This window comes from Mariniblastus fucicola (assembly GCF_008087665.1).
Taxonomy (GTDB): domain Bacteria; phylum Planctomycetota; class Planctomycetia; order Pirellulales; family Pirellulaceae; genus Mariniblastus; species Mariniblastus fucicola.
On the sequence record NZ_CP042912.1, the window covers coordinates 1694570 to 1720599 of the forward strand.

A 26030-nucleotide genomic window follows, 5' to 3' on the forward strand; every position below is an offset into this window, starting at 1 on the left:
TCTATGTGCAGGACGTCAGAAGGCAGGGACAAAAAAATATCAAATCACGAATCGCTGGCCTTGGTCATGATCGTGCGCAGTTTGTCGAGGGCGCGGATGTAGCGTTTTTTGACCGCTTCGTAGCTTATTCCGACGACTTCTGCTGTCTCATGATTCGAGAGCTGTTCGAAATGCCGCAGCATCAGAATCTCTCGATCGATCTCGCCCATTTGGTCCAGCGCATCCATCAGCTCGTCTTTGTCCTCTCGCTTTTGCGCCGCATTTGACGGCGACGTCAGCTTTCCCGAAAGCTGAATCGCGACCACCTGAGACGTAGCTGCGGGAACGCCTGCAAACATGGGCTGTTCCCGGTTCGCAGTTCTCTTTTCGGCCCCCAAATGTTTCCGATGTGCCTGAATCAGCTTTTCGCCAGCGAGCCGCCGCAGCCACATGAACACAGAGATTTTCGGATTGTCGAGGTAGCCTTCAAGAGCCCGCGACGCTTCGACAAACGTATCCTGAATGACGTCTGATGCGTCCAACCGCCCCTGAAGCTTTTGATTCATCCGTAGTCCGACCATCCGCTTCAGCCGATCGCGGTGCCGGCAAAGGATCTCGTTGAAAGCCTCATTGGGCTCTTCGCCATCGGTGCCGGAAAGCCGTCTCGAAGCGCGCAACAGCTCCAAATCATCGATCGCTCGTTCTGACATGTCGGGCTCTCTCTTCGGAATGCGGTACGGACAAATTCATTATGTGCCGCCACAGGATGCGAGGGACAGATTCGACACAATCTCGCAACGTTTTTACGAGTTTTTCCCCACAGAATCCGGATCGAGGGACTGATTCTGGAAAAAACAGGCGGCTCTCTGTAACACCCCGACATTGGCTCGTACGTGTAGTGAGTCTTTCCAAATTAAAGCCAATTCATCGGAGATCGTTGTGAAAATCAGAATTTTCCTACTCATCGTTTGTGTCGGAGCCATCCATGCTCTGACGTCAGAATCCAACGCTCAGGATTTGTCGCGAACCCAGGGGATCGTGGACCAGGCATTGCAACTTGCCGACGCTGCGAGAGCGAACAGTCAAGCGCTTGGCGGCCAGGCACCGGTTCGGCAGGGGTGGAGCAATCCATTTTCAACGACGCCTCCAGGGACAACCGTAACATCAACGCAACCGGGAACAGGCGTTGCCGTTACGGGCTCCAATATTCGAGTCAACGCCGGCGGTCTGCAATTGGATATTCCACGCGTTGCGGGAGACTACGGTAGTGGCGGCGTCAGCTATCCGACGACCGGAGTCCCTGTTGCCAACCCACTCGGTGCCAACCCACTCGGTGCCAACCCACTCGGTGCCGGTTCATTGGGCGCCGGCTCACTTGGTACCAATGCTTTGCAGAAAGTTCAGTACTGGAAGAACTTTGCGGACGCGGTCAACTCTTTTCATTCAGGAAACTACGGTCAGGCGGCTTCGTTGATGACGCAAGTTAGCCCGTCTCCCGAAACGGTTCCTGCATTCAATCACTTCCATGCGTTGTGTAGCTTTGCAAACGGCAACTACGATCGATCTGCGGAATTCGCCTACGCCGGATTGGCTCAGAGCCAGCCAGTCTACAGCTGGGATCAGCTGCGGGGCTACTACGATGATCCTGCCGTCTACACGCGGCAATACCAGGCGTTGCAATCTAAAGCCGCCGCAGCCGACGCAACCGTTTCGACTCAGTTTCTGCTGGGCTACCACCATTTGATGTTGGGCCACCGGAAGCACGCCAGTCAGGTTTTCGAGCGCGTTTTGACTCGGATGCCGAATGATCCGGTTGTGAAGCACACGCTGACGATCACTCAGCAACAGCCTCCGCAACCACGCCAGTGAGACGGCCTGTAGCGGTTGAGAGAGTTCAAAAATCTCTCCATTTTCTTTGTTACATCACAGTTTTTTCTCGTAAGTGATGTGACGCGACCGAAGGGTCACGGCGACTTGATTCAAAAAACGAACAACCAATTTCCAAGTTAAAAAAGGGTGAAACGATGAGAACGAACTTCAGAGCAATGCTCATGATTTTGGCGGTCGCGACAATGCTTTCCTGCACCGCGACGACAAATGCACAAGGCCGATTGGGTGGACTGATTGGTCGCGCTATGAACGGCGGAGGCGGAAACGGCGGAGGTCAGCAAACAGGTGGACTGGTCAACGGAATGAACTTTGGAATGCAAAACGGCACGCCTCAGATGAAAATGGGCGTCGGGCAGGGAGCAAACGTTTCGCTTGATGGCAACGGCGGCGTCGGAATTGGACTTGATCGAGTCGGCGGCGGTATGGGAATTGGCATCAACGGCGGAGTCGGTCAAAGTCGCAACGGCGCTGGAACAGGAGCCAGCGTTGGCAACGGCGTTGGAATCGGGATCGGTAACGGCGGCGGCCAGGGCGTCGGCGTCGGTGTCGACGGTGGCGTCGGAATCGGCGTCGGGGATGGACCGGGCAGCGTTGGCGTCGGAGTCGGCGATCGCGGTGGTGTAGGAATTGGACGTGGCATCGGCGGAGGCACCGGGATTGGGATCGGAACCGAAGGCGGCTATGGGCGGGGAACCGGAATCGGCCCCGGCAGCGTCGGAATCGGTGAAGGCCACATGGGTGGCGTTGGAATTGGAACAGGAATCAACGGCGGACTTGGCCATGGCCAGGGCTACTACGGCGGAACCGGCGTTGGAACTGGCATCAACGGAGGCGTTGGAGTCGGTCAGGGATACAACGGTGGCTATGGCGAAGGCATCGGAGTCAACGGCGGATACGGAAATGGTATCGGAATCAACGGCGGCGTTGGTACCGGCATCGGAATCAATGGAGGCCAGGGCGTCGGAGTCGGCGTTAACGGTGGCGTCGGAACAGGCGTTGGAGTTTACGGCGGCACAGGCGTTGGCGTAGGGGTCGATGGTGGCAACGGCATGGGTGTCGGAGTTGGACCTGGCACTACAGCGATCGGTGTCGGCACAGGCCCTTATGGCAACGGACAGGCAATTGGTGTCGGTGGCCAACAGGTTTTCGGCGTCAACAACAGCTATCCAGTTCAGCCAGCTGTCATGCCTGCAGTGATGCCATCTTCGAATCCATTCCGACGCTAACTTCGGAATGGCCGCCACGTCGAAAGGCGAGGCGGGAGACTCCCCAGAGACTCTGGGAATTGGTTAGCCGCAGCATCTTCGGATGCTGCGGCTTTCTCTTACGCAACCATCTCTCAACCAAAAACATACTGGAACCAATATGAAACGCTTTCTCATTCCCGTCGTCGCTATCGGATTGTTGGCGACCTCGCTCGTCCCGGCTGAAACCGCAAACGCTCAACTTCGATCTTCGATTTCAGACATCGTGTCGAAAGTAAGACCCGCGCCGATGCCACAACAACGCTCGATCCCTTGCAGCAACGGACTGCCGGGCTATCCACCGAACGTAAGTCCTCGTCCGGTGCAACCACCTGTTTATGTCCAGCCACCAGCGTATACGCAACCTCCAGTTTACGTTCAGCCGCAACCGATCGTGTATTCGCAACCGCGAGTTCACGCCGCGACGCCGGTCACCTATCCGATGGCCGCAACGCCGACGCCTGCTGTTTCACCTGCCGATCAGGCGAAGTCACGTGCAAAACAGTTGGCAAACACCGCCAAGCAACAGTTCCGCGACAAACAGTACGACAAGGCGAAAGCGACGCTGGACGAAGTCGTAAAACTTGTCCCGAACGATTCTACAGGGTGGCAGTTCCGTGGCCTTGTGTCCTTTTCAATGGGAGATTTTGAAGCGGCGGCCGCAGACATGTACGATACGCTGCGTTTGGGCAACACGTGGCCGCGAAAGTCGATCGACAATCTGTACGGCGAACACGCAGCCGACTATTCGGTGCAGCTTTCAAAGCTAAACGAAAATGTTGCGCAAACGCCCTCGATGCAGGGCCACTTTTTGCTTGCCTATCACTATATGGTGAACGAGCAATTTGAAGCGAGCCGAAAAGAGCTTCAGAATGTGTTGAAGCTTCAGCCCGAAGAGCCTTTGTCGATGAAATTACTCAAGGTGATCGACCAACGACTGGCCCAGAAGTAATTTCTGTCTCCAACCGAATGGCACCCTCCACTGTGGAGGGTGTTTTTTTTCGGTGACTATCCAACATCCGTCCAGCTGCCAGACTCCGCACTCGCCAGAACCGCATCGCAAACTCGCTGAGTCTCCAACGCGTCGCGGAACGTCGGAGCAGCAGGCTCGCCGGTTTCCAGGCCTTTCAAAAAGTCAGCGACCTGATGAACGAAGCTGTGCTCATAGCCCAGGCACAATCCAGGCACCCACCAGTTGCCCAGATAAGGATGATCGCCATCGGTGACGTGAATGGTGCGCCAGCCGCGAACGGTCCCTTCGTCGCCGTGATTGAAATATTCCAGGCGATTCAAATCGTGCAAGTCCCAACGAAGCGAACCGTTTTCGCCATTGATCTCAAACGTGTACAACGCCTTGTGGCCACGAGCGTATCGCGTCGATTCAAACAGCCCCATTGAGCCGTTGCCAAACCGGCAAAGAAAAGCACACGCGTCGTCGATGCCAACTGGTTCGACTTTGCCAGTTTCATTGTGCATTCGCTCTTTGACAAACGTTTCCGTCATCGCGGTCACGTTGTCGATCGAACCATTAAGCCAGATTGCCGTGTCGATACAGTGAGCCAACAAGTCGCCGGTCACTCCACTGCCGGCGGCCTTCACATCCAATCGCCATAACGCCGCGCCGCCCTGGGGCAGGTCTTCTGCGATCGTCCAGTCCTGAAGGAAATTGGCTCGATAGTGAAAGATGCGACCCAGATCGCCGCGTTCGATAATTTGCTTGGCAAACGTCACTGCCGGAACCCGGCGATAGTTGTACCAAACCATGTTCGCAACGCCGGCCTTTTCGACGGCCTCGCACATCTCTTCGCCTTCTTCGGAATTGAGCGCGATGGGCTTCTCGCACAAAATCATCTTCCCTGCTTCTGCGCAGGCGATCGCAATTTCCTTGTGCAAGTTGTTCGGCACGCAGATGTCGACTGCATCGATATCATCGCGAGCGATCATCTTTCGCCAGTCGGTTTCCACGGATTCATAGCCCCACGTATCCGCGAACTTTTGGGCCGCCTCTTCGTTGCGAGCGCAAATTGCTTTGAGGACCGGCTTGTATTCTGTTTCGAAAAAGTTGCTAACCCGACGGTAGGCGTTCGAGTGGGCCTTGCCCATAAAGCCGTAGCCGATCATTCCAATGTTGAGTGGTTTGCTCATTGAGTTTCCAAAGATTGAATTTTCAGTGTTGATTTCGTTTGTGGCTAAGCCGTTGCCATCGCGTCACGGACATCGACCATGGCAGCAAGAATTGTGTTCCACGTTTCCTGCTGCAGCAGTTTTTCGTTCGAGAACATGCAACCGTCCCAGCATATGTGCTTGATGCCGCGTTGGTCGTAGTCCTTGAGCCAGTATTTCGAACAGGCTGTGATGTCGAGTTTTCCGTTGACGTCATCCGCTGGACAATGACGACCTGTTTTCTCGTGATCGCCAGAACCGTGAACCGTTCCGTCGTTCTGAGCGACATGGAAATCTGTCGTCCACGGACGAAGCTTGTCCGTCATCGATTCGTACGCAGCCCAAAATTCTTCTTCGCTGTAACCTTCTTTCAGCACCGCGTGCTCAGGTGCGTTGATGCCCAGCAAGTACAGATAGGTATGAGCCAAATCCGCCTGAAATCCGACGGTGCCCTGCATGTCGACTTGCTCCAGCAGATCCAGCATGTCCTTCCACGAATGCATTCCGCCCCAGCAAACTTCGCCTTCGGCCGCGATGCGTTCGCCGTGGTCCGCCGCGATCTTTCCGGCTTTTCGAAACGTGTCGGCAATGGCAGCCGTGTTGCCGCTGGGGTCTTTCGCCCAATCCGCAACCGAAGAAGCTGAATCGATTCGAATCACGCCGCCTTTGCGAACTCCGTGATCATTGAGCACGCCACCGATGCGACAGGCGACTTCGACCGCTTTGAGAAAGTTGGCTTTGTCTTCGTCGCTTCCCATCGCCGGTCCGCCGACAGTCCCGCCCCAAACAGGCGCCACCATTGAGCCCACGTCGAGTCCCTTATCGGCGATCTTGTCAGCCAGAGTCTTAATCGCAGCGTCGTCCAGATCCGGGCTGATGTGCGGATCGAACAGGAACAGGTCGACGCCATCAAATTTGTTTTCTCCAACCCTCGCGTTGGCGGTCAGCTCGAGCATGGTGTCGAGATCGATATCCGGTTCGTCGCCGCCCTGGCTGGCTTTTCCAACGAGTCCGGGCCACATTGCGTTGTGCAGTTTCAGTTTTTCGGCCATCTGATTCTTTCAAAAGTGGATGATCTGATATGTTTTAATTTCTGAAGCAGACGCTGGCAACCAAACTACGCACGACGAACGCGACAACAATCATGGATTTGGAAATTTTTCCGCACGAACATTTCATGCAAAAGGCTTTTCAGCAGGCGCAGGCCGCCAGGGAGCTGGATGAAGTTCCCGTTGGCGCGATCATTCAGCGTGAAGGAAAAGTCATCGGAGCCGCTCATAACTTGACACGTCAACTACGCGATCCGACGGCGCATGCCGAAATGATGGCCATCACGCAAGCCGCCGAAGCGATCGGAGACTGGCGGCTGAACGAATGTACTTTGTATGTCACGCTCGAGCCCTGCCCAATGTGCGCCGGAGCCATCGTCAACGCCCGAGTCGGGACGGTGGTTTATGGCGCGGCCGATCCCAAAGCCGGAGCGGTTGAGTCGCTTTTCACACTGTTGAATGATGATCGACTGAATCATAAAAGCGAGGTCGTCGCTGGAGTGATGGGGCCGAAGTGTGGCAATATCCTGACCGAGTTCTTTCGGGAAAAACGCCAGGCAAAGAAAAAGTAACGGCGGCGAAAGATTCAGGCGGTCGAGGCGATCACTCTTTGCCGACGAACGTTTCGAACTCTTCGCATACGTCTTTGACCAGACCTTTCAGTTGTCCAAACAGTTCATGACAGGCACCCATGTCGACGGGCGAGTTGCCGGCTGTGGATTCCAGTTGCCCCGCTGTTTCGCTGGCCGTCAATGCTCCGAGATGTCCCAGCGCACCCTTGAGCGAATGAGCCGCGATCCGAGCGTTCTGGTCGTCTTCGGCAGCGATCGAGTTTTCAACCGCGACCAACATTTGATCTTTTTCTTTCAGGAAGACTTCGATCAACTCGATCAGCAACGGACGGTGACCCCCGACGGTTTCAAAAGCACTACTCCAGTCGACGACGCGACTGGCCGGAGCTTCACCGTTGGATTGACTTTCTTTGGAAACCGAACCGGTTTGTTGCTCGATAAGACGATGCAACGCGTCGGCGCGAATCGGTTTGGAAATGTACTCATTCATTCCGGCGGCAAGACATCGTTCGCGGTCGGCGCTGCTGGCGTAAGCCGTCAGCGCGATGATCGGCGTTTCTGTTAGCGACGACTGTGAGGTTTCGTATTCGCGGATGCACAGTGTGGCTTCAAAGCCATCCATGACAGGCATCTGAATGTCCATCAGAACCAGGTCGAAGGTCTGCTGTTTGAAAAACTTGACGGCTTCGGCACCATCGCACGCCACGGTCACGGTGTGTCCATTTTGTTCCAGCAATGCCAACGCAAGTTTCTGGTTGATGATATTGTCTTCCACCAACAGAATGCCCAGCTTTCGATTCGGGCCTGTAGGAACCTCTTCCGATATCGGTTGAATTTCGGTGTCCGGTCCTGTTACAGCCGATACAAACGCGGCCCGCAGTTCACTATATTTGACCGGCTTCAAAAGCTGCTGGACCACTTCAAGCCCCTCGGGAACGGTCAGCGAGTCCGTTCTTGCGGTCGAATTCAACAAGATAAGCTTGGGCAGCGAAATGGCTTCGTGATCGACCAGCCAACGCAAAAAAGGCTTCGCATCGGGCATCATGGCATCCAGCACCATGATCTCAACCGGAGCACCTTCGTCGCTGTGCTGGGTCAGCAGCCGTTTGGCGTGATCGAGATTCGTGACCGAGCCGACGATCATGCGATGCCACGCCAGTTGCTGTTGCAAGCTTTCCGAGTGCAATTGGTGACCCGTTGCAACGAGAACGGATTTGCCGATGAAAATTCGCTCGTCTTCGCCAAACGTGTTTGATGCGGCGCCTTTGAAAAATTTGGCTTCGAACGAAAACCGGCTGCCGATTCCCGGACAGCTTTCGACGTTCAGTTTGCCGCCCATCATTTCCACGATCTTGGATGAGATCGCGAGGCCAAGCCCCGTTCCGCCGAATTCCCGAGTCGTCGATGAGTCCACCTGTTCGAACTCGCGAAAAATCTTTTCGTGATCCTCTGGCGGGATTCCAATCCCCGTGTCGACAACAGTAAATTCGATCGTCACATCCTCGGGCGTTTCTTTTTTCGACTGAGCCGAAAAGAAAACATGACCATCGTGCGTGAACTTGACCGCATTCCCGACCAGGTTCACGACGACCTGTCTGAGTCGATGCAAGTCGCCAACGATTTCATCCGGAAGCGATGGATCGAAATGTAAAATCAGTTCGACACGTTTTTCCTGAGCCCGGAATCCGAATGAGCGTACGGTGTCGCCGATCCGTTCTCGCAAATCAAATCGTTCCGAATCGAGATTGATTTTTCCAGATTCGATTTTCGAAAAGTCAAGAATCTCGTTGATCAAACTCAACAGCGACTCGCCGGACTCAAGAATCATCTCGACTCGCTCGCGAGACTTTCCGGATTTGATTTCCTGCAGAACCAGCTCGGACATTCCAATGATGCCATTCATTGGAGTACGAATTTCATGGCTGACGTTGGCCAAAAAATCGCTCTTCGCCTGATTCGCGTTTTCCGCAATCTCTTTGGCCTCTCGGAGCGCTTGTTCCGCTTCGATCCGGTCGGTCACATCCCAAAACATACCTTGCGTCCCGACACGGTTTCCGCGGGTGTCCGTGACCGGAGCCTTGAGGACTTCCACATGTTTGAAAGCACCATCGCCTGGGTGATACTCGATGTCGTGAAGCACTTCGCCGGTTTCGATCACATGGCGATCGTCGGCTTCATATTTTTCGCCCAACTCCTTGCCAAACAGTTCGATGTCTTTTTTGCCCAGCAGCTTTTCCAACGGAAGTCCAACTTCCTTGCAAAATCGCTGGTTTGCGAAAAGGATTCGACCCTGCAAATCCTTGCGAAAAACGTTCAACGGAAGGCTTTCTACCAGCGCGTGATAAATCGCTTGCGACTCCTGGAACCTGCGTTCGGCTTTGACCCGATCGGTGACGTCCATGATGATCGCGCCGATGGCTTCCGGTTCGCCAGCCTCATTGGTCATCACGTGGAATTTGCCACTGACGCCACGGACTTCGCCTGAACTTGCGTGAAAGCGAAACTTTTGCTCGAAGGATGAAAGCTCCGGCATCTTTGAGAGATTTTCTTGCAACCGATCACGGTCGGCTTCGTGGACGCGTTGCAGCCACAAGCCAGGTTGCTGGGCAAGGTCCTCAGCGGTTTCGCCATAGACTCGCTTGGCGGCTTCGTTGAAGTAGAACAGCGTGCTGCCGTCGAGCGAAAAGCAGAACGCAAGGTTGTCGACGAGCTCCAACAGCCCGGCGACGTATGGATTGGGATCAGACATGACGAGAACATCCTGGTGGAAGGGGAGTTTCGTGATGCCTACAGGATACCATGCCCAGATGGCGTTTGCGCGCTGCGAGATCGACAGCGACTGTAAGAAAGGCCTCGGCGATGCGTGTTCGAACGACGTGGTCGCGCTCAATGACGATAGTTCAGCTTCCGGCGGCGACTTGCGATTCGAATAGTTTCAGCAAAAACATTCTGGCGATGCCGCCAATTCCAGGACAACTCGACTCTCTCGGACCGGCAATGTTGAGCACGTTCACGTTCTGCGACTCAAGCCACGACAACACGTTTTGAACTTCCGTTTCGAAACGCTCTTCGCTCCAATCTGGAAATTCCACGACATCCAGTGTCAGTAGCGGCCGCGAATATCGAGCCGCATACTTTGCGGTCAATTCGGTCCCACGTGACATGGCGGCTTCGAAAAGGATCAGCGTACCGTCAGAATCGATCACGTTCTGTCGAGTCCGAACGGCATAGTTGCGGCTCTTCGTTTCGCTCAGCCGATAGGAATCCGGAATTCGTCCGTCTTCGGCACGTCGACCTTCGGGGCACCAACCGCCGTGAGGAATCTCGTGAAAGATTGCTGCGTCGAGTCCCGCACGGTCGACTCCTGTCTGGCCACCGGAGACGATTTGCGTGAGAGTCACAGACATTATTTTTCTGGCAAGAGCAGCTGAATTCCAGGTGGCAATTCGGTTTCGTGCGTCACGTCCTGGCCTATCCGAAACCGATTCAATTCGATCAATTCCGCGTAACGCGATGCTTGCCCAAGTTGCCGGCGAGCGATCTTGAAAAGTGTATCTTTCGTCTTCGTTTCGTAAAGGCGCCGATCCAGATCATCGTCGCACTCGTTGACCAAATTGTCCATCAGCTTGTCCGGCGTCGCGCGCCATGGATCGTTTTTGTGAACTGCGTCGGAAGGACAGTCGTACGGGTACCGTTGGCATAAATCGTCGATCGAAGGCAGAACCAGTTCAACTCCCTCAGTCAGATTTTCGAACCCGGGAACCAGTTCTCGATTCTGTTTATAAAGTGCGCGGAAGAATCGTCCGTCACCATAATGGGTTTGGGCGATTGACCAGAAACTGTCGCCTTTTTTAACCGTCCACGTTGTTTTCTCAAACGAAACCGTTTTGACCACTGCAGTATCCTGAGTCGTCGTTGGCTGTGCTGACGTTTTGGTATCAGCTGTTACCGAAGGCATCGGGTTCGTCTCGGGATTCGGCAAAGGTTCTGTCGTGGCTGAATTCGGAGCTGTCGGAGAACGCAAATCAGAGAGCGACTGATGCGGAAGCTTTGGCAATCGAGAAGCATTCTCGTCGTTCACGCTTGTTGTCGGTGAAGTCACCGGATCGTCTGAAGGCAACTGTACAGGTGCGGCTTTGGGCGGATCCAAAGCTGCGTCTGAAAGTGAAGCTGCGTCTGGTTCGGCCTTGATCGTCGGCGCGTTGAATGGCTCAAACTTGAACTTCGTGCCACTGGGTAGCGGCGGCAGTTTCGTCTCGCGCTCAAGTTCCGGCTTGTCGATGGGTGGGCTGGCCTTTACGGGCTTGAATCCGCCAGAACCAAGAGGCTTAAACTCTCCAGAAGGCGAATTTTCTTTCGGCGCGGTTGTTTTGGACGCGGTTGCTTTGTCGGTGTTACTTTGAGTCGGCTTGAAAGTCGGAAAGCTGGCTGGCTGGGTCTGCAACTTCGTCGCCGCGTCAGGTTCTGGCTGTTTTAAAACCTTGAATCCAGAATCTCGTGCTCCGTCGGCAGCCGGATTGCTCACAAGTTCCACCGGTTTGTCTGTTTTCGGCTCCGTCGTCAAAGCAGCAATACGTGTCGACGATTCCGAAATCAATTCCGCCGCGTCGCGCAGGCTTCGCGCCGTACGATTCGACTCGTTCATCATCCGCTTGGGAACGGAAACAAGCGGTGACGATTCGCTGGTAAAAGAATTCTTTGGCGAGAACTTATTCGTGGGCTTGGGCGAATCTGTTGCCCGGTCCGGATCGTCCGGCTGGAACGAGTTGGCTTGTTGGAACGAACCAGATCGCTTGAACTTATTCGGTGGCTTGAACGAGTTCGCTTGCTTGAATCCGTTGGCATTGTCCGACGAAGATCCCGAAGGCCCGCCGCCAAACGTTGTGCCTGCAGGATTGCGAGCGAACGATGGAGCATCGTCCGTACGCATGCGATTACTTTCCCGGTCGTAGTTTGGCGAATTCGGAAACACCTGCATCGCGATCGGCGAACTCTGGATGTGTTCGGGGGTCGAATCGCTGGCTCCGTTAAGCCGAAAGTATGCGACATAGATTAGCGTCGCAATCAGCAAACCGATGACCGTAAAGCCAAACTGGGCTTCGCGAACAAGTTGCTTGTTGGAGTTCTGTTTGAACGGATCACGCATCGTATCTGACGCCGGCTGAAAGATGGCTTTTGACGGAGATTACATGAATCGCTCGAAATGCGGAACAGCTTTTCCAGCGATGCTGTCTGGATTTGGCACGTTAAATTTCGGGTCGCAGAGCCCAGCTTGCCTGCCTTGACACGCCGACCAAGCCAGATTGTCACACGTCTCAGTCGGTTCGCCGGATCATTTCCTTACACAACTATTACACGACGCATACACACCTGAGCGTTCCAGCGGACCGATATTTTCTATACTTCTGCGTGACACGAAAACGCAAACCGTGGTTTCAGACACCATTGAGCCGCGATAAACCCAAGGACAGGCATACATCTAATGGCGACCGTTCAAGAAAAACCCACCCCTACCGAATATTCCGTTGCTGAAGACGTCCAAGGTTCGAATGTTGGCGACCAGTCTACTTTCGTTCGATTCGACGAACCGGCTCCCCTTCCGCCGTCGGAAGAACATGAAGACGACGGCGCTCCTTCGCTGGCTCAGAAGATTCTGATGATCAACGTTGTAGTTCTGCCAATCCTCGCCCTGATGGCGGTTGTCTGGATGTCGTGGCAGTACGGCTTTATGGGATGGCTGTACGTAGGATTATTGTTTGGTGGATGGTACGTGACCGGTCTTGGTATCACGGTTGGTTACCATCGTCTGTTTTCGCACCATAGTTTCCAATGTACTCGTTCAGCCAAAATTTTCTGGGCAACGGTAGGTGCACTTGCTGTCGAAGGTTCGCCAGTCAAATGGTGTGCAACGCATCGCAAGCACCATCAGTTCAGCGATCATCACGGCGATCCGCACTCTCCGCATCTTCATGACGGTGGAGCCATCAATGCGATCAAAGGATTTATTCACGCTCACTTCGGTTGGCTGATCACGGGACACTGGACCGAAGCAGATACAAAGAAATATGCTCCGGATCTGATGAAAGATCCTGTGCTTGGTTGGTTGGATCGGAACTACGTCTGGGTTGTCGTTGCATCTCTGTTGCTTCCGGCAGTCATCGCTGGTTTGGTAACGATGTCTTTCAGCGGTGCTTTGCTGGGCCTGCTGTGGGGCGGATTTGCTCGCGTCGGATTCACACACCACATGACTTGGTCGATCAATTCGATTTGTCACGTTTTCGGTACGCGTGACTATAAGTCGTCGGACGACTCTCGAAACAACCTTTTGTTCGGCGTTCTGTCTCATGGAGAAGGCTGGCACAACAACCACCACGCGTTTCCGACTTCGGCCCGCCACGGTTTGAAATGGTGGCAGTTCGATCTTAGCTGGTTGATCATCCGCGCGATGCAGGCGACTGGCCTGGCGTGGAAAGTTCGCTTGCCGTCAGAGAAAGCTCTTGAGAAGCGTGCACTGTAAAAACTCGATTCAAAAATGAGTTACGATAAGGCCGATCGCAATCACGCGATCGGCCTTTTTTCGTGGGGAACGCCAATGGCAAATGCGGATCGACAGCCAGGATTTTTGCAGAAGCATAGTCTGCTGGTCGTCACGCTTGCGCCTCTGCTGGCGATCGTCGTCGGGACGCTGCTCAACATCTGGTACAACCAGACCAACATCTACGATCGCCTCGAAAAAGAAGATCTGCTGGTACGCTTCCACAGGACCGTGCTGATTTACAACCTGACGGTTTACCCCGTGATGTTGTTCGTCTGGTTCAAGTGGATTCTGTTTCTGAAACGAGTCCGTGACAAGCTGCGGACGGGAAAAGAGGTTTCCCACATCGAACTGAGTAAGGCGCGGGCCAAAACGATCAACATTCCGTGGGTCATCGCCCTGTTCTGCACGATCGGTTGGCTGGGCTGTATTCCGGTTTTCATTTTGAGCCTGAACATTCCCACATCGCTTGATTCAGCGATCAATGCTCATCTTGTCATCTCGTTTCTGATCTCGGGAGCCATCTGTGGAACCCAGGCTTTCTTCATTGCGGAAATCTGCTGTCTGCAGTTGCTGTATCCTGAATTTTTCACCCAGGGCCAGCATGTCAAAGCCGAGGGCGGATTTGCGGGAAGTCTGCGTGTGAAGTGGATCGTGTGGGTCGTATCCACAGTCGTCTGTCCTGTCAGTGCAGAGCTGTTGTTGTTTTATGCTCCGGATCCGGACAAGGATTTCGCGGTCGCTGTCGCCCTGATCTTCATCTCTTTCGGACTGCTTAGCGGCTGGTTGTTGGCGCGATTGATCATTCGGCCAATTCATCATTTGAGACTCGCCGCCAAGAAAGTTGGCGAAGGAGATCTGGAAGCCAAAGTTCCGCTTCAGCGTTCGGATGACTTCGGGCTGTTGATCGACGAGTTCAACAAAATGGTTTCCGGTTTGAAAGAGAAAGACCACATTCAAACCATGTTCGGTCGTCACGTCGGACAGCACGCTGCCAGAGCAATCCTCGACAGTCCTGCAGGGCTCAGCGGGACGAACCGGGAGATTACGGCCATGTTTGTCGACGTGCGAAACTTCACTTCGATCAGCGAGTCTCGCCGCCCCGAAGAAGTGGTCGAACTGCTGAACATTTTCTTTCAGAATATGGTTGAAATCGTCGAAGACTCCGGCGGGATGGTCAACAAGTTTCTTGGTGACGGATTCATGGCGCTTTTCGGCGCTGTCGACGATCAGATGTGCGAGCATCACACCCATGCGGATATGGCCGTCCGCTGCGCCGTCCGCATGGCTGAACGTCTTGAAGAAGTCAATCGCGGGGTCTCCTTGCCGTTCGATTTCGCGATCGGCGTCGGCATTCACACTGGGGAAGCGGTGGTCGGAAGTATCGGTTCCCAGCAGCGTCTGGAGTACACCGCGATCGGAGACACGGTCAACGTCGCGTCCCGAATCGAAGGGCTCACGAAGCGCTTGGAGCAAACGATTCTGTTTTCCGCCGCGACAAAAGACCGGCTGACTCAGGAGTTTTCGGTTTGCGGTCCGTTTGAGGCTACCGTTCGCGGCAAACAGGATGGAGTCGTCGTTTACGGTATTTGCTAATCTGAATCCGTCGAATCAATGGGTTCGCTGGGAGCGACCGGGCTCTCTGTTTGGCCTGCTTTATCCGCTATGGTCGCGTCGGGATTACCTTTGACAAACCGATAGCCCGCGTCACGGATGGTCAAAAAATATACCGGGTTTGCGGGATCCGGCTCAAATGCTTTTCGCAATTGTCGCAAGACCTGATCTGGTGCTCGCGTGTTCACGTGGCCGGGCAGTTCCCAAACGTTCTCCAGAATTTCGCTGCGCGGGACAACTTCGCCTTCGTGCTCGATAAAGTACTTCAGCAGTTTCAGTTGTAGTTGCGTCATGCGAATTGGCTCGTCGGCGACTTTGGCTTCGTGCGTCTTGAAGTTGATCTTCGCATCGCCAAACTCAAATTCGGTTACATCCGGTCGCGCGATTTCCATCTGCTGCTGATGACGATGCTGAGCCAACAGGTTTTTGATCCGACTAAGCAGTTCTTCAAGTTCAAATGGTTTGACCAGATATTGATTGGCTCCCACGTCAAACCCGCGAGTTTTGTCTTCGGTTAGCGTGCGAGCACTCAGCATCAAAACGGGCATGAAATTGCCTGATGCCCGAAGCTGTTCGCAAACTTCATAGCCGCTCATACCGGGCAGCATCAGATCGAGCACGATCAGGTCGATCGGCCGCTGCGCCGAATCCAGCAGAGCAAGCGCCTCGGGTCCGTTTCCCGCCGTCGAGACCTGAAAGCCTTCCGCTTCGAGATTAAACTTGATACCAATCGCGAGATGTTCTTCATCATCTACGACCAAAATGTGAGGACTGTCGCTCATCTTCTATGCTGTTGCAGTTTGCGATTTCTTGGTTTGCGAATGTTTGCTTGCCGGACGGTAGGCGCCGGGAAGTTTTACTTCGAAAACCGTGCCGGAATCTTCCTGTGAATTATCCGAAATTTTGATTTTTCCGCGAGCTCGCTTCAAGAGCGTTTTCACAATATGCAATCCCAGGCCCGTTCCTGGTTTCTCGCGTTGCAACTCGTCACCGATTCGAACAAACCTGGCAAACACCCGAGACCGCAGGTCCTGTGGAATTCCGGGGCCGTTGTCCGCGATTCTCACGACGGCAAAATTGTTTGTCACCAGCAGCTTGATCCGCACAACGGGTGGAGAACCAGCGTACTTGACCGCGTTGTCGATCAGGTTGCGGAAAATCATCACCAGGTCAATTCGCTCGCCACGGATCTCACAAGGATCCGTTTCCAACGTGATTGCGTCTTCGGGGATTCGGTACCTTGCCGATACCAGTCGGACGCACTGCTTGAGCAAGTTTTCCAGGTCGATCGGCTCCATGACGGGTGCCTGATTTGACTGCCCCGTATAGCCCGCGTCGAGCACATGGTTGATCAGCGCGTCGAGCCGTTCAACGTCGTCCATCATGAACTCAAGAAACTTTTTCCGCTCTTCCTTACTGACTTCACGCATGTTGAGCGTCTGTAGGTAGAGCTTCAGCGACGCGATCGGCGACTTGAGCTCGTGCGTGACACTGTCAATAAAGTTCGATTGTCGCTGAGTCAGATTGACGGCTTTGATGGATACCGTCAGGTAAATGGCAACGCCAACCAGAACGCCCACAAACAGGACAGAGCCAACTGAAAGCAGCACCCAGTAGACGCCCGGTTCGTTGGAGCTGAACGCCCAGAATATATTGAGCAACACCCAGCCAATCAGCAACGCGACGGTCACCACGATCATGGTGACGCCCAAAGTGATGGGAAGCTTTAGTGATTTGCGTTCAAACATGGACTCAATAATAACAGGATCTGGCCGCGTCGTGACGTGCGAGCAGACTCGAAATCCGAGGACTCGAACACCGGAAGTCGTTTGGACGATTTTCCAGTGTATTTTTCAGTCCGCTTTGAAAACTGTTTCGAGGGTGGCCTGCAGCAGTCGCCATTTGGCGGTAGTTGCAGTGCTGCAGGCGTCTCAGGGCTTTGGTTGGATCCAGCATCACGGCTCTGAGAGCGGGATTGATTCCGAAATTCAATCCGGTACTCATGGCAGCCAACACGGCAATCATCGGGCCGACCACGTAAGAACCGTTGCGCGACTGGCGATCGGTCTGATTAGCAAATCGTAGCCGAAGCAGCCTTTGTAAAGTTGGGTCTTGTAAGAATGAGCGATTTGGTCGCGGCTGATATCTTACACCGGTGACCTGACGGTCGATTCGTCGTCGTTTCGCCAAATTCGGGAAGTAGGCAAGCCGACCAGGGTGACGGCCGATTCGAAAACCTGAATCCGGCGAGCAAATGCCTTGTCACGCACGTCGTTGTTGTCATCGGTGTCGATTTCAGCCGGACGAACCTGTGCTTCAGGTTCCGACTTCGACCCCGAATTTTTAAATCCAGACAGCCGGTCGATCAACGCCCTTGAAATATTGGACTGAATCGAAAACTGGTTTGGTGTCGCTTGTTTGAGTGCTAACTGGGCTACTGTTCTCGGCGAAGTCACACCAGTTCCGCGTTCAGAGCTCAAGCGAAACTTGAAGCTTTCAACGCTGGCCGCAGGAACACGTTGCTGCGAAGGAGCAACAAAGGATTTAGAAAACGTCGGCGATGGGGTAGTCGTCGAAGTCGCTGAATCGATCTGTGCAATCTGTTCCGCGGAAGCAGGCGAATTCTTTGTTGTGCTCGATGCTGCGACCGCCGTTGCTGAGAAAGTAGCAGCATTTCGCGACGCGATCTCGGATGGCGAAATCACAGCGAACATTTGGTTCTGTGCCAGAAGACCCGACCGCGCCGACGAATCAATTTCAAGTTCGGTTGCCGAAAGAGCTTGAGAAGCCTTTGCCGGTTCATTGAAGTAGATGCCTTTCATCGGAGTCAGTTCCTGTGCCTTGTCAGACGGCATGGAATCGCTAACGGGCTCGCGAATGATCAAGCTGATCGGCGCAGGCTCTTCCGGCATTTTGGCAGGGTCAGCGCTTTGATCGTATTCATAGCCGGTGAACCTTCCGTCGTAATAATTGTACCGCTCTCCAGGATTCCCTGAATCTGATTGTGAAAACGTAACCTCGTCACCATCTATTCCCCAGTAGAGGTCGACCGCATCAAACTGGATGATGGTTGGCGTGTCGTCGTCGGCGATGCAAACTTTCGTTTGTTCTTCGCTTTGATCGTCCGTCACATTTTCGCATTCCGATTTCGTCGCCTGTTCAGCGGACGCCGATTTGATCGTCGCGGTCACTTCGATCACTGGCCCGATGAATTTGAAGTTCAGCTCGGGCGCAGAGACATCACCAGCGAGCAGTTGCCTGGCCTCAAGGTTCACGAACAGGAATCGGCTGTCGCGCGAGTCCCGTGATCGTCGTTTGGATTTTCCGAGTTTGCGTTTCATCGGGTTTCCATTGTAGTTGCTGAGACCGGAGAGGACTGCTGTTTGGTATACGCCGACCGAGCTTCTCTGTGAGAGGTCAGCAATTGTTGATAAAGCTCATTCTTTGGCGCCAAAACCACTGCTTCAGATTGGCTCAGAATCGCATCTTCAATTCGCGATTTGGCCAAAATCAGATTGCCGCTGCGAAACGCAATCAGGCTGCGGTTGTGCAAAACTCCCGCCAGACGACTTTGCGTCTCCGGATCGGAAGATGACTTTTCAGCTTTGCGTAACAAGGCCTCGGCTTTGGCGAACAATCTGTCGCTTTTGCGAATGTCCTGCTGACGCCAATGGATTTCCCCCAGCGTGTTGAACGCCGTCGCGAGTCGCCCATCAGAGTCGCGAAGTGACGGATGTCGCTTGATTCGATCTTCCCAGAAATCGATCGCCTTTTGAGCATGCGAAATTGCGTCCTCGAATCGGCCTTCTCGAGAAAACAAAATTGCCAGATTGTTGTGCATGTCAGCAAGATGCAGGTCGTTCTCTTCCACAAGAAACGAGGCAGAAGTTTGGTCCTGAAGTTGGGCTTTCGACTCACCGAGCGTCGCGATCCCTTCGACCAGAAACTGGATCGCTCTTTGCGGATCGGTCTGACTGAGCAGCGCGCCATAGCCGTTGGTGATTTTCGCCCTTGCAACGAGCAGTTCTTCGCTCTCGCCAGCAGGAGTCTTCGCCAGTAAGGCTAGTGCACTCTCATAGTTTGCCTTCGCCTGTTTTGTGCGACCACTGGCGTTGTCAATCGTCGCCGCATTCGCCAACGCCATCGCATGAGGCAGCAGGGCGCTAGGCTGATCCGGGAAGTTTTCGAATATCGCGATCGAATTGCGAATCGATTCATCGGCCAGTCGTAGCTCGCCGACTCGATGCTGGGAAAGGCCAAGCCGATTCAGGGCAACGGCTTCCTCCAATCGCATTTCGTCAGCGGGAAGAACTCTGAATTGCGAGATCGCGGTTTGATACTCGCCCTGCGCTTTCGAAATATCGCCAGCACGCTCATAAAGTCTGGCCAGATGAGCGTGAGTTTTCGCTTGTTCGATTTCGAAGCCCGGATTGGTTGCGGCGTAGTCCAGGAAATCGTGATAGTAGCCGATCGACTCCGAGAACATCTCCCGCCGAAGCGGTTCAGAGTCCGGCATGGCCAACAGTTGATCCGACATCAGCAAGTTGAATCGATCGACGGTCTGGTGAGCTTGTTGCAAAAAGAACCTGGCTCTGTCCGCCGCTGCCTGTTCGCGTTGTCGCTGATGATAAAACACGGATGCAACAAAGATGGCTGCCAACGTCGTTAAAAGCAGGGCTGTCGCAGCGAGCATGGCGACGCGTTTGTTTCTCGCAATCGAATCCGCGGCTCGTTCAGCGATCGACTTTCGCGTCGCCAGGATTGCTTTGCCTTCCAGGAATCGATTCAAGTCGTCAGCCAACGCGGCGCTGCTGGAATATCGCTGATGAGGATTCTTCTCAGTTGCCTTACTGATGATCGTTTCAAGATCGTAAGGAATCGACGGGTTACTCAATCGCATCGACAACGGCTCGTCCGACTGGATCTGTGAGAGCAGCTTGATGCGATCGTTTTCCTCAAACGCAGGTTGCAGAGTAAGCAGTTCGTACAGCGTCACGCCCAATGAATACACATCGGTGCGAAAGTCGACCTCGTGATTGCGTCCCGCAGCCTGCTCAGGGCTCATGTAGCGAAGTGTTCCAACTTGATCTCCTTGCGAAGTCAGGTTGGCTGTTCCGCGGCCACGTGCCAAACCAAAATCCGCCACCCACGGTGTTCCGTTCTGATCAAGCAGCAGGTTCGAAGGCTTAATGTCGCGATGGATGATGCCATGTTCGTGAGCAAAATGAACTGCTTCCGCGATCTGGACTCCGACCGAAACGACGTTCCGAACGAAACTGCGCGATTGAATCGACGCCACCGTGCTGAGCGAAGAAAGATGTTCCGTAAGTTGCTCGGTGTCGGATTCCTGCCCGTTACGCGTGTCGCGAAGCTGTCGAATCAGCTGAGCGATCGTCTGGCCTTTGATCATCTGCATGCTGTAGTAATGCACGCCACGCTCACAACCGACGCCGTAAACCGGAACGATGTTGGGATGATGCAGAGAGGCCGCGGCTTGGGCTTCGTTCTGGAATCGAGCCACCTGGCGAGGGTCAAGCACCGCTGTGAAAGGAAGAATCTTCAATGCAACATCACGTTGCAACGAAATCTGCTTTGCGGCGTAGACAATGCCCATCCCGCCGCGTCCCAGTTCCTCACCAAGTTCAAAATCGCCAAGCCGCTTGGCCGGAGCGTCAGTCTGATGCGATTCTTCCTTCTGAGCCCGTGCTTCTCGTCCCAGCAAATAAAGGCCACGCAGCGGCGTCCGGAACTCGTCTCCAATCTCAGGATGTTCCGCAAGTATCTGTTCGGCAAGATCGTGATCGCCGGCGTCGAGCGCGGAAGAATATCGCTCGAAAATCTCGGCCAGTTTTGTTTCCGCAGCCGAGAACTCTTTTGAACTCCAATCCGCATGCTCCGACGTATGCACTCCCGCGTCGCCGGGAAACTGAAGGCTGTCATCATGCATCATGGTTGTCCTCCAGACGCTTCAGAACAACTCGCAGTTTCTCAATCGCTCGCACCCACATCATTCGCACAGCTCCCGAATTTCGGTCCAGCTGCTTTGCGATTTGCGCGAAGGAGAGATCGTCAAAATGACGCATCCGGATGACGGTTTGATAGTCGGAAGGCAATGTGTTGATTGCCAACAGAAGTTGGTCCAGCGATTCATCTCGCTGCATCGGTGTACTGGGAGAAGTTGCATCCTGCTGCAGGTATTTTGCCAGTCTGGCATGCGATTGGTCGGCCGGTCCAATTTCCTGATCCAATGAACGTTGTTTTCGAACGTCGCGTTTGTCCGCAAGGACATGTTTCTCGATCGCCGTCGCCAAATTGTTGAACAGGATTCTGCGAAGCCAGCCAGTGAACTCCTCGATCGTCGTGCCGGAGAATTTTCCGAAGTCCCGGTGAGCCTCCAGCAGCGTATCTTGCACGATATCTGACGCGCTAACCCGGACACCTATCCGGTCATCCAAATGCCCATGCGAAAGGCTGTTGAGGTATCGGAAGTACTTGCGAAGGAGAATGCCCAGACTGCTCCCATCACCTTCCCTGGCTCGATGCAGGAGGCTAAGCGTTGGATAGGAACTTTCACTCATGTTGGCCAACTCCCGAACTGACGAATCGCCATTGTAACTCAAACCTTGCACGATCGCGTTCAAACCTTGCCCAAGCTAAATTCAATCAGGAGCACTGCTCAGGCAGGATTCGTCGTGTGCGAATGCGGAGTCTGATGAACGCCGCTCAATAAACATCCACCTAAGAAACGGATAAAACCGTTGCAAACCCTTCGTAAACGGTCCCGGCCGATTTGGAACGCAGGTGTCACTGGAAAAGCAAAATATTGTGAGAAAGAAGCTGTCGTGAGAAAGAGGCCGGCTTCTGGAATCCCGAGTTGGTCCGAGTTCGATCGTGCCGCGTTGGAATTCGCGCTCAAGGATTCTCGTGACCAGCGGCCATCGATGCGCTGAATCACGCAGCGAACACCTTGCTGTCTACTTGTTGGTGATTGTGCCAACGACAGTAGCGTTGTATCGCCCGCTCGCCAGAAAACGATAGTAGAACTCGTCAAAGCTAACGGTGATTCCAAGAATCCCTTCTCCGGACCCATCGGATTCGGCACTGACGGTCGCTGTTTGATTGCCAAAGAAGTATCCTGACGTCTGTCCGTTTGGAACGGTTGCCGTCCAGTTGGCACTTGGCGACGAATCGATCACCCGAAGGTTGATGATTGAGTTACGCCGAAAGAACGTGTAGTCCTCGTGGATGAATTTTCCGATCGTGAAATCGACCGAAGCACCATTCATGTTTGAAGTGTAAGCAACCCAGGGCTGTTCCGGGAAAACCTGATTGTTGTCTGTCAGGTCGTGCGAAATAAGAACATCGCCAGGGCTGTGCAATGAGATTCCTTCATTGACGGTCACGCGATAGAACTGGGATGCTGAGGTCTGCCCGTTCGCCTGCTGGCAAAGAATGTGGCCAAAGCAAACAATTGCGATGAGTAAAATTGGCAGATTGGAAAGTCTCATCGCCGATTTTGGGTCCACTGGGGTTGGCTAGTTTGAATGAAAAAGAATGACTGGCAAAGTATGTGGTCGCCGACCAACCCGGCTTGCGACCACATCTCTGTTGTAACAGTTTAGTCGAGGCTTTCGCCTCGATATCTGAACTTGAACTTGTGTTCAACTAGTTATTGGTGATGGTGCCAGTTACCGTTGCAACGTAATCGCCTGCAGCAAGCGTAGAAGCGTCGGTTTCGATGAACGTCACGTTCAGTCCGAGCTGGCCAGAGCCTGGGCCGGTAGATGATGCTGCAACCGACGCCGTTCCTGTTCCCGAAGTGTCGCCAGTGGCGGTGTCAACAACCCAGTTGGCGGTGGAGTCAGAGCTAACGAGAGCAAGGTCCATTTGACCGTTGCGGAAGAAAGCAGAGTCCCCAGTGTGGACGAAACGTCCCATGCTCATCACAACCGACGCGCCCGTAGCGTTCGAAGTGTAGACGTTCCAGGCTTGCTGCGCGAACGGCTGATCCGAGTCGCTCAGGTTGTGGTTGATCGAAACGTCTGCAGGTGCAGTGATCGAAATCGCATCACCAACAACGACAGTGAAAGTTTGAGAGTCTGTATCTGATGACGACTGAGCGAATGCACTGCCGCTCATGAAAACGGTAAAAGCAACTGCTAGAGCGAGTGAAGTTAAAAAACGTGAAAGCATCATGGTCTCCGAGGTTTAAAACGTGCGCGAAATGTGATTGAGTTCCCTGAGGAAAGGTAAAAACTGGGTAGAGAACTCGCCGGGATTGAAGCAGGTGCTTACGTCTCCCGTCGAATCTCTATGCTGATTTGTTACGCCGAGCGGGACTAAAGCTGGAGTCGATGGACGTTTCCCCGCTCTCGGCTATCGATTGATCCAGTTGCACCGGCTGAGGCATGTCGCGCGCTCATTGCAAAGCCGATGAATCGAGTCACCTTTGTGGCCATGATCGGGTAAACCTCCCACCGGCTATTCGTCCAAAACGATGATCGGAATAACGGTTGAAAGGGTTTAGGCAGGGCAGGCAGAAAGAAGAAGGTTTCACCTACCGGGGTTAATGGCAAGGTTTTGGAGGGCTGCGAGGTTTGGGAGGCAGCCGCAAATTTTAACGAAAGCGTAGGGTTTACGGAATTTTACTGCTTTTGTGTGGCCTTTTAGGCCGAAATGAAAAGCAATGTCCTGCCGTTTCGGATCTCGATTCGGAAACTGAGCCTCCACTCCCTTGTTCACACCCTCTTTCCACTTCAGCAATGGCAAACACAATTCGCCATCACCTAAAAACGCTAGCTCTGAAGTGCGCAATTCCTGTTCTGTGCGTTTCAGTGTTTTGCACTGCCGGATGCCAGTCTGTCTCGCCTCGCGGTGCAGCAACAGCAACACAGTCCAGGTCCATTGCAGACATTGCACAGGAATCTTTGAAGGCGGCTGACTTTGGCGGATTTGAAACGCTCGGTGATCCCAATGCAACGGATTCATCGGCAAGCGGACGACCTGTTTCAACGACGACCAGAATCGGCAGTCCACGCAGAACCATCTCCCGAACGCCTCAGCCGCGAACTCCGGTGAAACGGGGCCCTAATGGTAACGCCCTGATCGACGAAATATTTGACCAGACCGATGTTCGCGAGGCACTTCAGGCAATTGCTTCGCAGGCAAATGTCTCCATCATCGTTGACGATCAAGTGGCCGGAACGGTGACGACGCTCATTCAGAACGAACCGCTTGAGCAGGCGTTGCAAAAAGTCCTGCTACCGTTGGGCCATCATTATCGAGTCATCGACGGGCAGTACATGGTTTGCGGTACCGATCCAAGCTCGCCGATGTTTTCGATGATTGCGGATCGCTTGGACTATTCGCCTGTCTTCGCGGCTCCGATGGAGTTAGTGGAGTTGCTGTCTGAAAAGAATCGTCAGTTTGTCCGCGTTGCGCCAAAACGCAACATGGTAATTGTGGAAGCTCCGACGAAGATCGCGAATCAGATCGAGGAAGAACTGCGACTGTTCGATCGTCCGGTTCCCCAAGTCGTGCTTGAGGCCATGGTTGTCGTCGTGTCGCCCGATACAGGGTTCCAGTTTGGCACCAATGTTGGTCAGGGCTACACCGATGGCGACGATCGATTTAACTTCGATCTGGACGGACTTGAATTGTCCGGAAACTTGAGCGGTGCCGCGATCAAGGATCTGTTCAGCAATTTTGCTTTGACGTCTTTCTTCGTTCGGGCCCTCGAACAGGAAGGCTATCTTTCGATTCGGGCAACGCCTCACGTAATGGCGAAGACGGGCGAAAAAGCGGAGATTTCGATCGCTCGTGAGTCTTTTTTCAGTACACAGCCTCTGGCACTTAGCGCTCAGACGTTTTTCCGACAGGACATCCAGAAAGTCGAAGCCGGTATCTCGCTGATCATCACGCCAACCATCCGCGGCGACAATGTCACTATGGTGATCGAAAAAGCAGAAGTCAGTGAAGACATTCGGGCAACCGTCGACGATCCGGCGGTTGACAATCCCTACCCGTTGATCAACCGTCGACAGGTTTCAACGACGGTTCATGTCGGCGACGGGGAAACAGTCGTCATCGGTGGCTTGATGCAGAATCAGATGGTGGATCGAGTCAGTCGCGTTCCGGTTCTGGGAGATCTCCCGCTGGTGGGCCGCTTCTTTACACAAATCGTGCAGGAAGAAGCTGCTGCCGAAGTCGTCGTTTTCATTTCGCCGCGGATCGTCAGAACGGGATCGCCGCATCCGATGCAGGGCACCGTTGCAGCGGCTCAAGCGGGCAACGAGTTTTGCTATCAACGACAGTTCCCGCGTGACAATGGCCTGGAACTTGGTGGTCCGATCGCCCAGACTCCGCAACAACATGCTCAGATTCAGTATCAGCAGCCCGCCGTTTCGCATTCGCAAGACGCGGCGCAATACATTCAACTTTCCGATCAGCCGGTCTACGCCGACCCAGCTCAAATCCCTCAGGTTCAACAACAGCCGTCCGCTGCCGAGCAAGTTCCAGCTCTGCAACAGATTCCGGTGCAACAGCATGTTCCTGCTCCGCAGCACGAACCAGCACCGCAATACGTGCCAGCACCACAGCCGACTCCCGCCGCGCCGCAGCTCTATTCCCAGCCGGTTCATGTCGAGCCAACGATTCAGATGCCGACGCGGTCATATCAGCAATCTTCGCTAACAGGTCAAACTTACCACCCGCAAACTTTGCAGAATCATATTAACCAGCAGGATGCGTCGGATTCCGAGCAACCAGTCACTCAGACGCCGAATCTACGTCGGGTAGGGCAAACCCGAACTCAAGCTGTCGACATACAGTCAGAATCCAGTCCGGAAACTCGGAAAATTCTGCGAGCACGGCCTGCCAAAACAACGCAAGTTTACCAACAACCACCGCGACAGCGTCAAAACCATTCGGGGACTTCCGCCCGGATCATGCAAAACTCCGTTCAACAATCGGACCATCGGTAACC

At 53.9% G+C, this 26030-nt stretch carries 21 protein-coding genes; 8 read left to right on the forward strand and 13 right to left on the reverse strand.

What is annotated here, in order from left to right; all coding sequences use genetic code 11:
• Positions 1 to 44 precede the first annotated feature (44 nt).
• Positions 45 to 689, reverse strand: coding sequence for a sigma-70 family RNA polymerase sigma factor (locus MFFC18_RS06215; RefSeq protein ID WP_084417094.1), 645 nt, complete (start codon positions 687 to 689; stop codon positions 45 to 47).
• A 229-nt stretch (positions 690 to 918) separates the two neighbouring features.
• Between MFFC18_RS06215 and MFFC18_RS06220 the strand changes: the two genes are divergently transcribed.
• The 3 genes from MFFC18_RS06220 to MFFC18_RS06235 all read left to right on the forward strand — a co-directional run bounded on the left by MFFC18_RS06220 (position 919) and on the right by MFFC18_RS06235 (position 4065).
• The gene (locus MFFC18_RS06220) at positions 919 to 1848 is read left to right on the forward strand and encodes a hypothetical protein (RefSeq protein ID WP_075084374.1); all 930 of its coding nucleotides are present in this window, start codon (positions 919 to 921) and stop codon (positions 1846 to 1848) included.
• 155 nt (positions 1849 to 2003) lie between these two features.
• A complete protein-coding gene (locus MFFC18_RS24830; RefSeq protein WP_157665138.1) occupies positions 2004 to 3095 on the forward strand; it encodes a hypothetical protein in 1092 nt (363 codons plus the stop codon).
• Between the two features lie 139 nt (positions 3096 to 3234).
• Positions 3235 to 4065, forward strand: a complete 831-nt coding sequence (locus tag MFFC18_RS06235) for a hypothetical protein (protein WP_148618674.1) — start codon at positions 3235 to 3237, stop codon at positions 4063 to 4065.
• 56 nt (positions 4066 to 4121) lie between these two features.
• Here the strand turns inward: MFFC18_RS06235 and MFFC18_RS06240 are convergent, their stop codons facing one another.
• Positions 4122 to 5258, reverse strand: a complete 1137-nt coding sequence (locus tag MFFC18_RS06240; protein WP_075084370.1) for a Gfo/Idh/MocA family protein — start codon at positions 5256 to 5258, stop codon at positions 4122 to 4124.
• 44 nt (positions 5259 to 5302) lie between these two features.
• Positions 5303 to 6328, reverse strand: a complete 1026-nt coding sequence (locus tag MFFC18_RS06245; protein ID WP_075084369.1) for a sugar phosphate isomerase/epimerase family protein — start codon at positions 6326 to 6328, stop codon at positions 5303 to 5305.
• Positions 6329 to 6420: 92 nt separating this feature from the next.
• On the opposite strand from MFFC18_RS06245, the gene tadA reads away from it, so the two are divergent.
• A complete protein-coding gene (gene tadA / locus MFFC18_RS06250) occupies positions 6421 to 6897 on the forward strand; it encodes a tRNA adenosine(34) deaminase TadA (protein ID WP_075084368.1) in 477 nt (158 codons plus the stop codon).
• Positions 6898 to 6928: 31 nt separating this feature from the next.
• Here the strand turns inward: tadA and MFFC18_RS06255 are convergent, their stop codons facing one another.
• Positions 6929 to 9646 (reverse strand): response regulator, encoded by a 2718-nt coding sequence (locus MFFC18_RS06255; RefSeq protein WP_075084367.1) that lies wholly within the window; start codon positions 9644 to 9646, stop codon positions 6929 to 6931.
• On the opposite strand from MFFC18_RS06255, the gene MFFC18_RS06260 reads away from it, so the two are divergent.
• A complete protein-coding gene (locus tag MFFC18_RS06260; protein WP_148618675.1) occupies positions 9645 to 9830 on the forward strand; it encodes a hypothetical protein in 186 nt (61 codons plus the stop codon). The two genes, MFFC18_RS06255 and MFFC18_RS06260, sit on opposite strands and share 2 nt — an antisense overlap.
• Here MFFC18_RS06260 and MFFC18_RS06265 read toward each other — a convergent pair.
• Both MFFC18_RS06265 and MFFC18_RS06270 read right to left on the reverse strand, forming a co-directional pair.
• A complete protein-coding gene (locus MFFC18_RS06265; RefSeq protein WP_075084366.1) occupies positions 9798 to 10304 on the reverse strand; it encodes a putative molybdenum carrier protein in 507 nt (168 codons plus the stop codon). The two genes, MFFC18_RS06260 and MFFC18_RS06265, sit on opposite strands and share 33 nt — an antisense overlap.
• Complete coding sequence (locus MFFC18_RS06270; RefSeq protein ID WP_075084365.1) at positions 10304 to 12043, reverse strand: LysM peptidoglycan-binding domain-containing protein; 1740 nt, start codon at positions 12041 to 12043, stop codon at positions 10304 to 10306. The genes MFFC18_RS06265 and MFFC18_RS06270 overlap by 1 nt, the downstream gene beginning before the upstream one ends.
• Before the next feature lie 336 nt (positions 12044 to 12379).
• On the opposite strand from MFFC18_RS06270, the gene MFFC18_RS06275 reads away from it, so the two are divergent.
• Entirely contained in the window at positions 12380 to 13414 is a 1035-nt protein-coding gene (locus MFFC18_RS06275) for an acyl-CoA desaturase (protein ID WP_084417093.1), read from the forward strand.
• A 15-nt stretch (positions 13415 to 13429) separates the two neighbouring features.
• A complete protein-coding gene (locus tag MFFC18_RS06280) occupies positions 13430 to 15028 on the forward strand; it encodes an adenylate/guanylate cyclase domain-containing protein (protein ID WP_075084364.1) in 1599 nt (532 codons plus the stop codon).
• Here MFFC18_RS06280 and MFFC18_RS06285 read toward each other — a convergent pair.
• The 7 genes from MFFC18_RS06285 to MFFC18_RS06315 form a co-directional block, all read right to left on the reverse strand.
• The gene (locus MFFC18_RS06285; RefSeq protein ID WP_075084363.1) at positions 15025 to 15828 is read right to left on the reverse strand and encodes a response regulator transcription factor; all 804 of its coding nucleotides are present in this window, start codon (positions 15826 to 15828) and stop codon (positions 15025 to 15027) included. The two genes, MFFC18_RS06280 and MFFC18_RS06285, sit on opposite strands and share 4 nt — an antisense overlap.
• Before the next feature lie 3 nt (positions 15829 to 15831).
• A complete protein-coding gene (locus MFFC18_RS06290; RefSeq protein ID WP_238381251.1) occupies positions 15832 to 16794 on the reverse strand; it encodes a sensor histidine kinase in 963 nt (320 codons plus the stop codon).
• A gap of 399 nt (positions 16795 to 17193) precedes the next feature.
• On the reverse strand, positions 17194 to 18387 hold the full coding sequence (locus tag MFFC18_RS06295; RefSeq protein WP_075084361.1) for a hypothetical protein: 1194 nt from the start codon (positions 18385 to 18387) through the stop codon (positions 17194 to 17196).
• Positions 18384 to 20996, reverse strand: a complete 2613-nt coding sequence (locus MFFC18_RS06300) for a serine/threonine-protein kinase (RefSeq protein ID WP_075084360.1) — start codon at positions 20994 to 20996, stop codon at positions 18384 to 18386. The genes MFFC18_RS06295 and MFFC18_RS06300 overlap by 4 nt, the downstream gene beginning before the upstream one ends.
• A complete protein-coding gene (locus tag MFFC18_RS06305; protein WP_075084422.1) occupies positions 20986 to 21624 on the reverse strand; it encodes a sigma-70 family RNA polymerase sigma factor in 639 nt (212 codons plus the stop codon). The genes MFFC18_RS06300 and MFFC18_RS06305 overlap by 11 nt, the downstream gene beginning before the upstream one ends.
• Positions 21625 to 22020: 396 nt before the next feature.
• Positions 22021 to 22554, reverse strand: coding sequence for a hypothetical protein (locus MFFC18_RS06310; RefSeq protein ID WP_075084359.1), 534 nt, complete (start codon positions 22552 to 22554; stop codon positions 22021 to 22023).
• Between the two features lie 157 nt (positions 22555 to 22711).
• Positions 22712 to 23239 carry a hypothetical protein gene (locus MFFC18_RS06315; RefSeq protein WP_148618676.1) on the reverse strand — a complete coding sequence of 176 codons (528 nt, stop codon included), beginning with the start codon at positions 23237 to 23239 and terminating at the stop codon, positions 22712 to 22714.
• Between the two features lie 881 nt (positions 23240 to 24120).
• Between MFFC18_RS06315 and MFFC18_RS06320 the strand changes: the two genes are divergently transcribed.
• Positions 24121 to 26028 (forward strand): type II secretion system protein GspD, encoded by a 1908-nt coding sequence (locus MFFC18_RS06320; protein WP_157665135.1) that lies wholly within the window; start codon positions 24121 to 24123, stop codon positions 26026 to 26028.
• The last annotated feature ends 2 nt before the right edge of the window (positions 26029 to 26030 follow it).